This is a genomic window from Caballeronia insecticola (assembly GCF_000402035.1).
GTDB lineage: Bacteria > Pseudomonadota > Gammaproteobacteria > Burkholderiales > Burkholderiaceae > Caballeronia > Caballeronia insecticola.
Genome location: NC_021295.1, coordinates 300,562 through 309,692 on the forward strand (window position 1 = coordinate 300,562; position 9,131 = coordinate 309,692).

General features: G+C 57.6%; 6 protein-coding genes. 2 read left to right on the forward strand and 4 right to left on the reverse strand.

Features of this window, described 5'->3' with window-relative positions:
- Positions 1–95 precede the first annotated feature (95 nt).
- From BRPE64_RS33890 to BRPE64_RS31775, 3 genes are all read right to left on the reverse strand, one after another.
- Positions 96–680, reverse strand: coding sequence for an H-NS histone family protein (locus BRPE64_RS33890; RefSeq protein WP_232519370.1), 585 nt, complete (start codon positions 678–680; stop codon positions 96–98).
- A 38-nt stretch (positions 681–718) separates the two neighbouring features.
- Positions 719–3,094: a DNA polymerase II gene (locus BRPE64_RS31770; RefSeq protein WP_173405493.1), complete on the reverse strand. Its 2,376-nt coding sequence runs from the start codon at positions 3,092–3,094 to the stop codon at positions 719–721.
- An 84-nt stretch (positions 3,095–3,178) separates the two neighbouring features.
- Positions 3,179–4,183, reverse strand: coding sequence for a LysR family transcriptional regulator (locus BRPE64_RS31775; RefSeq protein ID WP_044044403.1), 1,005 nt, complete (start codon positions 4,181–4,183; stop codon positions 3,179–3,181).
- 879 nt (positions 4,184–5,062) lie between these two features.
- Between BRPE64_RS31775 and BRPE64_RS31780 the strand changes: the two genes are divergently transcribed.
- Both BRPE64_RS31780 and BRPE64_RS31785 read left to right on the forward strand, forming a co-directional pair.
- Positions 5,063–5,707 carry a DNA-3-methyladenine glycosylase I gene (locus BRPE64_RS31780; RefSeq protein WP_051180635.1) on the forward strand — a complete coding sequence of 215 codons (645 nt, stop codon included), beginning with the start codon at positions 5,063–5,065 and terminating at the stop codon, positions 5,705–5,707.
- Between the two features lie 197 nt (positions 5,708–5,904).
- On the forward strand, positions 5,905–7,080 hold the full coding sequence (locus BRPE64_RS31785) for a hypothetical protein (protein ID WP_044044261.1): 1,176 nt from the start codon (positions 5,905–5,907) through the stop codon (positions 7,078–7,080).
- Between the two features lie 403 nt (positions 7,081–7,483).
- On the opposite strand, the gene BRPE64_RS32670 is transcribed toward BRPE64_RS31785, so the two are convergent.
- Positions 7,484–8,509, reverse strand: a complete 1,026-nt coding sequence (locus BRPE64_RS32670) for an H-NS family nucleoid-associated regulatory protein (protein WP_084675979.1) — start codon at positions 8,507–8,509, stop codon at positions 7,484–7,486.
- Positions 8,510–9,131: the final 622 nt, after the last annotated feature.

Genomic DNA, 9,131 nt, shown 5'->3' on the forward strand with positions numbered 1-9,131 from the left:
TCTGACTGAACTACACGGGAGTCGTTGAAAACCTCTAAGCGTCCTCGATGCCAATGCGTCATGAAAGCATTCAATTGCATTCGAGCGACCATTCATCATTCCGACGATGCGTCGATCAAAAATTTGGCTCTATCTTTGGCATCCCTGATCCAGACCGGCGGTCGCGCATGACCACTCCAGGTTGCTCCAGTTTTTGGATCGCGATACTTCGGCGGCAGCTTGCCTTTCGATGAACCCGCAGCTTTGGAATTGCGGCGGGTGGCTTTTATGGCATCTGGTTCCTTCCCGGCGCTTGAACTCTTCATGTCGGCCCGGAGGTCTTCGACAGAAATGCCGTGCTTATCCATCATTCTCTTGATACTCTGGATGACGGACGTCGACTGCTTGCGCCGTAGTTCATCGGCTTTCTTCTGCAAGTTGGCGATGCGCTGTTCAATCTGGAATAACGTAGCCATAGTGTTCCTGATCCACAGGGGATCGACGTTTTTTACGATGGACTTGTCGCCAGCTACATTGCATTCCGTAACCACCGACGCTAGGCGAACTATATCGTTTTGGTCGAACAAAGAGAAGCAGGCGCCCTTCGGGATTCGATCCAGCCGCCGCTGCACGGGCACTCCGGAAAGCCGCTGCGACTGAACTACGACTGAAAGCTCAGATGGTTGTTCGGCGAGTTCCAATATCGGTGACGTCTGCGCCACGCCGGTCGTCACACTATTCAGAAAAGGCTAGCCTGCTCACTGATCAGGTTCTCGAACGATTCGCCGACAAACGGAAGGATTGCGTCAGCGACCGGTTGCAACTGCCTGACGATGTAGTGTTCATAATCGATCGGCGCAGTCAGTCTTTCGAGTGGCTCGGGGCCGTTGCGAGTGACGAAATATCGGATCCATCCGCCGCTTTGATATTGCAGCGGCCGCTGCTGCTTCTCGTTGAACTCGTCCGCCAGGCGCGCGGCGCGCACTTGCGGAGGAACATGCCGAACGTAGCTGTTCAGGTTCTGCCGTAGCCGCTTGCGATAGATCATCAAGTCGTCGAGCTTACCGGCTCTCGTTTCGCGCACGTACGTCTGCACGAAGTCCCGGTAAGGCTCTCCCTTGAAAATCTTCATGTACAGTTCACGCTGGAAGCGCTGCGCGAGCGGGGTCCAGTCGCTTCTCGCGGTCTCCAGGCCGCGAAAGACCATCGTATCGATGCCTTCCTTCGATCGCGCCAACCCGGCATATCGCTTCTTGCTGCCGAGTTCCGCTCCTCTGATCGTCGGCATGAAAAAGCGTTGGTAGTAAGCATCGAACTCGATTTCCAGGAAGCTTTCGAGCCTGAGCTTTCCGGCGAGATGATGTTCCCACCATCGATTGATCGCCGTCACGAGTCGGCTTGCCACCTCGTCGGCCTGGTCCACCGTGTGCTCACGCTTCAGCCAAACGAAGATCGAGTCGGTGTCGCCGTAAATGACGTCGTAACCCTCCCTCTCGACCAACTCTTTCGTCCTGTGCATGATTTCGTGTCCGCGCAGCGTGACTGAGGACACCAATGGCGGGTTAAAGAATTTGCAATCAGGTGAGCCCAACACTCCGCAGAACGAGTTCATCAGCAGCTTGAGTGCCTGCGAGAGCGGTTCATTCGAGGCGCGCTTTGCCGCATCGCGGCGTTTCCACAACTGATCGACGATGTCCGGCAGGCTGCCTTTCTTTCTTGAGAAAAAGACGCCGCGCATACCGGGCACGACCGCCGCGTTGTCCACCTCGATTTCAGCCTCTACAAGCCCGACCGGGTCGATCAGGAACGTTCGAATGATGGATGCGTACAGGCTCTTGAAGTCGAGCACCAGCACGGAGTCGTAGAGTCCCGGACGTGAATCCATGACGAATCCTCCGGGATACGACGAGCCGCCCGGAATCTGTCCGACGTTGGGAGCGACGTAGCCGTCGCGATGCATACGCGGGAGGTAGTGGTGATTGAACGCGGCGATTGAACCTCCGAAACGATCGGCTTGCAGCCCCGTTACGTTCGCCCGTTCCACAAGAAAGTCCATGAGACCGGTCTTCGCGAATATCCTCGTCACCAACTCGCAGTCTTTGAGGTTGTAGCGCGCGAGCGCGGTCTTGTCTTCGTGAAAGCGCCTTTCGATTTCCTCCATCCGGCCGTAGACATCGGAGACCTCTTTTCCCTCTTGCAGGAGTTGCTGCGCCACGGCCTCCAGAGCGAATGAGGGAAACGTCCACAGCGCAGCCTTGAGCGCCTCGATGCCGTCTATCACCAGGCGCCCTGCCGTGGGCGCAAAGAAGTAACCTTCCTTTGTGCCGTGCTTGCGCCACTCGATCTTTCCACCGCCGCGACCAAGCAGTAGCGGAATGTTCAGGTTGTCGGCGTGCCGCTGTAATACGCGAAGGTCAAACTGGATCACGTTCCAGCCAATGACGATGTCCGGGTCGAAACGGGCGAACCAATCGTTCAAGCGCGCCAGGATCTCGCGTTGGCTCTTGCAGTAGTGCAACTCGAAATCGACCGCGGATGTCTCGCCTGTCGGATCGCCCAGCATGAAGACTTGTCGTTGCCCGCAACCTTCGAGCGCGACGGAGTAGAGATCGCCTGCGGGGCTCGTCTCGATGTCCAGCGACACCATTGAAAGCGATGGTCGATAGTCCCCTTCGGGCCGCAGCCGGCAGTCGTTGATGACGCTTCCATTGTCGACGCCGCCGTCGATCACTACGGAAGACGTGATGAATCGCTCCATCAGATATCGTTCGGGCGGACGAATATCGGCTTCATAGAGCGGGATACCCTTTTCCTTCAGATCTTTCTCCAACCCTATCAGCGCCCGGTATTGGGGACTGTAGACGCCAACCACCTTGCGCTGCTCGAAATCCTTGAGGTCGAGCGACTGCACCACCATCCCGGGAATTCGCGCGCTCGCCGAGGATATCTGCTCCAGAAATTCGGCGGGAGCGAATGCGACCGAACGCTGCGCCGTCAGCGTGACCATGCGCGGACCTATCTCGGTTGCCATCCAGAACTGGATTTCCGTACCCGTTGGTGTATCTCGCCAGTTCCGCGTGAGGATGAAGCCCTTGATTGGTTCAGACCGCTCCACGCTCAGTCCTCGTATCTCTGGTGACTTGCGATGCCCGTTCGGCAGAGCACGTTGCGGCGCTCGATCTCCGGAACGTGTCCCCTTTCAAAGCGCCAACTCATCCAGTCTGTCTTGCATCATGACGCTTCGAAATGACGTCTTCCGCCCCTTCTCATTGTCCGGAAACGTTCCAGCGCTTCCTTGCCCCATCAGGAGCGGACACTGCGCAAAGAGATCCGCGGCCCAATCGAGGAACACTCGCACCTTGGGTGCCAAATGCTTGTTGTGCGGAAATATCGCCGAGACGCTGCGAGAATGCGGCTTGAACTGTGGAAGAACTTCCACCAGGGCGCCGGACGCCATGTGTGCGTGCGCGATGTATCGAGGCGCCTGAACGATTCCAAGGCCGTGAACGCCCGCCAGGACGTACGCCTCCGCATCGTTGAAGCCAAGCCGGCCGTTCATCCTCACTTCAGTTGGTTCGCCTTTCTCCTCGAAACTGAAATTGAGCGTTCGTCCCGTCCGATTCGAGAAGTAGTGCACCGAGGCGTGGCTATCCAGCTCGGCGAGCGTCCGAGGCGTACCGTGCCTCTTGAGGTAGGCCGGGCTAGCCAACGTTACGAGTTCGAGTGCACCGAGCCTCCTCACGCCCAGGCTGGAATCCGGCAAGACCCCTACGCGAATTGCGCAATCGACGCCCTCCTCGACGAGGTCGATCTGATTGTTGCTCAGGCCGATCATCAGTTCCAGGTCAGGGTACATCGACCGAAACTGCGATAGCTGAGGCAGAACGACGAATCGTCCAAGCGAGCCTGGCATCTCGACATGCAGTCTGCCAAGCGGCCGCTTGCCATGCCCCGTCAATGCATGCTCGCTTTCCTCGATTTCGGCTAGCACCTGAGCACAGCGTTTGTAAAATTCAGCACCCTCATCCGTGAGCTTCAATCGACGTGTCGTACGATGCAGAAGTCGGACATCGAGTCTTGCTTCGAGCCTCTGGACGATGATCGTCGCAGTGGCAGGCGTCATCTCCATCGCTTCTGCCGCGCGAGAGAAGCTGTTCATTTCCACTATCTTCGTGAAAACTTCCATCTCTTTCAGCTTGTCCAATTGCACACCCCTACGCGCGTGAAGTCCGATTCAGAACCCGTTCTCCTGACGGTCAAGGCATGCCAGAGGCGGGCTGTTCCGATGGAGTCGACCAGAGCTTGGATTATAGACATGCTCTTAAACGATGTCTTTTCCCGTCACTTGCACGAGGAATTGCCGACGGCAGACAGGCGGGCGGTTTCGATCCGCTGAAACTGTGTCGCTACACGGTATGAGTTTCGGTGTTCGCTACAGGAACGGCTTAGCGAACATTATTTTCCGCAATAAAAAAGACAATTTAGATTCAGCGCGTTTTTCTTGACGAACCAGACGTGTAGAGTTTCAACCTCGTTCAGGTTCTTCAAACGGCTCTGTGAAGAACTCGCGGACGCGGGACGTTCGAGGTGAACCGAGTCATACGCGATCGCTGGCTCTTTCGCGTTTATGTCAGGAGCGACGTGGTTGTTGAGTAGATGCACACATCGCCTGACAGCTTTTGAACCTCGGACATGCTCATGTCGGTAGCTCGCCACCGCGACGCAGGCGAAGGAAACGCATTCGTCCGAACCGCGATGAGCGTTGCGTGGTGTAGTTATCATTTCTTCCTTTCGTATCGCTGGCAACCTCGAGCCCCCGCCGCATCACGAAAGCTGCTTTGGGCGAAAGGGGAACCTGTTTCGCGTTTCGCCTGATGATCTCTCAGGCCTTGGTATTTCCCTCTAACCAAGGTTTTCACGCCGGCTCACGCCGGCGTCTTTTTGTTCCGAAGCTCAGCTGGGAAACGCTCTTTGATCGATGATCTGGCTCCTCGGCAGGCCTGCTACAGTCGGGCGCAGGCCGGCGCGAATTTGCGTCTTTACGCCAAGCACCTCAACTGCGCAGCTTTCTTGTGACTACGCCATGAATAAGATCGATACATCAGCGGACCAGGGTGGTTTGGTCGTGGGTCAGGACGGTCTCGCTCGACCCGCCTGGGCGGTCGAGGGCATGATGCGGACGTACTACGACACTGAGTGGGGCATGCCCGTACGAGACGAGCGCGGTTTGTTCGAAAGAGTTTCGCTGGAGGTGTTCCAGTCAGGTTTGTCATGGTCGACGATACTGCATAAGCGCGAGGCTTTTCGCGCGGCGTTCGATCATTTCGATCCGGATCTCGTCTCGACGTACAGCGACGCCGACATGGATCGACTCATGGCGAACAGCGGGATTATTCGCAACCTGTCCAAGATTCGCGCGACGATTGGAAATGCGAAGGCTACCGTCATGCTTCGCGAGCGTGGGGGTCTGTCCGACCTGGTCTGGTCCTTCAAGCCCTCCGCGACACCAGCCCCGGCGCGCTTTAGCGACATACCCACGTCTTCCGACGAATCCATTGCGATGAGCAAGGCGCTCCGTGGTCATGGATTCAAGTTCGTGGGGCCGACGAACATGTTCGCCCTGATGGAGGCCATTGGAATGGTCGACACACACCTCGTTGGAAGCCATCGTCGCGGCAGTTCAGGCGTGTGGGTCGTGGCGAAGTCGAGGAGCGGCAGCGCGCGGTGACGCTGGGGACATTCCGCTATGACGCACGGGCCTAGGTTCGCCGTATGGCGGAAAGCGGGCGCGGGCTGACCGGTCGAAGCGTCATTTGAAGAAGTCCGCTCTCGCCGACGAAAGGACCGGAGCGGTCAAACGGCTCGAATAGTGCATCCGTCGAGGCACACGGGGAGGAGTCGCTCACGCAACATTAAAGGGCAGCAATGAATCATATCTGCATCATATGTGGTCGCGCCGGCGTATCGCTCAAAGATATTCTTCCTGCAACGCTGGCGCCTCCAGGCAATGGCACGGCGATCTACTGCGACGAGCATGTCGCTGCCTATTCGAGCCTGATTGACCACTTTTCGAGTCAACTCGATGTACTCAACGCTCTCGCCGGCGTTCGCCCCTTTCCCATCACGCGCCACGCGCGGGAGCAGGTCGTGCGCGGAGCGCTTGCATTGAGTACCAGGATGGGAAGCGCCGAGGGATTACGCGCGATTGCCTATGTCCTGCAGACATATTTCGCGCGTTACTTCGGTGAGATCGCGCGGAGCGCCGCGCTCGACGAGCTAAAGCACTACACGCTTGGCGAGACGCGCGGGGTCTTTGTCTGGTGGGACACGGAGTTGCCCGCGGACTATCCGCACAACGCCTTCAGCTTCGGCCACCGGATTGCCGTGGGTGTCGATCCGGACTCTGGTCAGATTTTCGGGCGCTTATCGCTCTTTTCGACGTTTCATTTCGCGGCGACGCTCGGAATCGTATCTTCGGTCGAAGATCGCCCGAAAGGAGCCGTGATGGTCGACATCGATCCGCTGACAGATCTTTCGATGCACAGTGTCTTTCAGTCGACGATCAATCCGATCGGATTGATTCCGCAAAAGCCAGTCGATCACTCGGAGACGCATGCACAGAGCGTCGTATCGGAACGATCGGTGATGAGCCTTGCCCGACTGATCGCCAACATGTATGACTTCAGAGCACGCCGGACGGCATCCAGGCTCGTGGAGGGCTTATCCGAGGCGCGAGCAAATTCCGCGTCTCTCGATGGGTGCTTTTCCGGGCTGCATGGAGAATTGACGCAGCACGCCTTCCATCTGCTGCAGCACGCCATCGACCTCTTTGTGACCGCGCCCGAGATCGCGCCCATCGAAGACGTCGTCCGCGCACTAGTCCTGACCGAGGGCGAAACGATGGAGCAGCTGTCGCCCCACGCAAAGGTATCGGTGCATCTTGCCCGGGACGCGATCGTCACGAAACTTGCAGAAGATTTTATCGATGATCGACTCACCTCGGAAAGAGCATTTTCGCTCATCGCGGGTGACGCGGGTGTGGCCGCCATTATCGAGTTGATGCTGGTGCCCGTGGTGAGGCGCTTCACCGAGTTGATCTGAAGCCGTTTCTGCTGTCTGCGCGGCTTTGAGCTTCGGTGTCGTGCTCATGTTCGTCGACGAAGCAGGTTCGTCCCGGAGCTTTTAGTCGAGACTGCGGGGATCCGCTGCACGTGCGGTCCGACGGCCCGGTTTGATTTGAAGACATAGTCCGTGCATGCAGAGATTTGCTTTCATTAGGTGAGGCTGAATGCGCGAGACCGGTAGTTGCGTTTAGATTCGGACTTGAGGCTCGCTAAATTCCAACGCATCTCTTGCCGTGCAACGTCCTCCCGGGCATCGGCCAAAGCATGAAGTCAGAGGCGATAGCGCAAAAAAAGGCCGACGAAAGATGAACTTCCATCAGCCTTTCCGTTTGATGCAAACCGCTGTTCTCGACAAAGCACCTGCGCGTCAATCTCAACACTCAGGCAGCTGTGTCAATCGTCGAACCGTCAGGTGCTTGCGAGGTGTCGCTCTCGACCGGTGCGCTCGATTCTGCATCGGCCTTAGAAACGACGTTCCTTCCGGCCGCCTTCTTTGACGCCGCGCCAGTAGCCCGCGACTTTTTAGCCGCCGTTTTCGTCGTTGCCGTTTTCGTCGTTGCCTTTTTCGCCGCTGCTTTCTTTGCCAAGGGCTTCGTCGACGCAACCTTCCTGGAAGCCTTTCTCGCCACCGTTGCGTCGTCGGCAACGGCCGGAATCGCAGTTTCTTCAGACGCGGACGTCGACCTCACCGGCTTCTTCGCAGCGCGGGCCTTTTTCGATGCGAGAGGACCTTGCTTGGCCGCTGCCTTCTTCGTCGCGCTTTTTGCAGGAGCCTTCTTCCCTGCCACCGCTTTCACCGCGCCCTTCTTGGCGCTCGTTTTTTCTGCGCTTGCCTTCTGCGCGCCGCGCGTCTTGTTCTGCGAGGCACGGGCCTCCACTTTGTCGGTGCCAGACGCTTCGCCCGATATTTGCGCGATCAGGAATCTGGTCCGATCCTTTACCGTTGCAAGCCACGCGGGGGCACGCCCTCGCCCGCTCCATTCGGCGCCGCTCTTCGGATCACGGTACTTCGCGGGTTGGGGACCCCGCGGCTGGTTTCCCGGCTTGGCCGACGCGCGCACCGCTGGCGACGACGAGGGCACGGCGCCATCGACGCGGAACTTGTCCCTGTTCTTGGCGCTAGCAATCCAGGCCGGTGCGCGGCCGTGACCTGTCCAGGTCGCGCCGGTCTTCGGATCGCGATATTTCGCAATGGATGTGCCGCCGGTTGATTTAGGGCGAACATGCACGCCTCGACCGCGCTGACCTTTTCCAGTCGCGGCCGTGATGTCTGCAATGCTGATTCCGTGGTCTTTCATCATGCTGCGGATTCTGGCAATGATGGTCGACGATTGTCTCGCCGCGATTGCCTCCGCTTGCGCCTGAAGCTTGGCAATTCGCGATTGAATCCCCTTAAGAGTCGCCATCTTTATCTCCTGGTCGCATAACAATGCAGGCACTATGCCACACGATTGTTCGCGAATGCCACAACTCGATTGCGTTCCGCGAAAAAAGCTGTCGACGCCTTCTTTGAATCGAGGTCACTCGAGCGGATAAGTAAAACCGCAGCTTCTTGAGCCGGAGTTTTAAGGATATCAATAGACCATGAAGGTCCGATATCGCGAGAGTCAGCGTCTTCGTGCAACAGAGCCAATCTAAGGCACCGCCAATGCGCAACGTTGTTGGAAGGGCCTGACACGAACTTGATCTGCGTTACGCAGGCGAGATGTGCGAGATGAATTACTTCGAAAGCCAGCTTCAGCGCCTCAATACGCCGAAGCTGAACTCCAGCGCGATTTCACCTTGAACGCTTAGACCTGTTGCCTTCCGAAGCGCCTCACAAACGTCCCGCGCATGCTCGTTGATCGCGGCTCCAAGTAAGGTAGTCACCGATGCCGTAATGAGAAGACGAAAACGATGCACGTACATCGCTTTGTGAAATTCCCTCGGCCGATATCGAGATCGAACTCGTTTATCCTGCCGGACGCATTGCGCGAGGTTACGAGGTCATGGAAGCTTCCTGCGCTCACCCTGACGTCGATCCGAAGT

What these genes read in the sequence shown, in the direction of transcription:
- BRPE64_RS31780 (WP_051180635.1), top strand. Translation starts at nt 5,063, where the DNA reads ATGAATAAGATCGATACATCAGCGGACCAGGGTGGTTTGGTCGTGGGT.
- BRPE64_RS31785 (WP_044044261.1), top strand. Translation starts at nt 5,905, where the DNA reads ATGAATCATATCTGCATCATATGTGGTCGCGCCGGCGTATCGCTCAAA.
- BRPE64_RS32670 (WP_084675979.1), bottom strand. Translation starts at nt 8,509, where the DNA reads ATGGCGACTCTTAAGGGGATTCAATCGCGAATTGCCAAGCTTCAGGCG.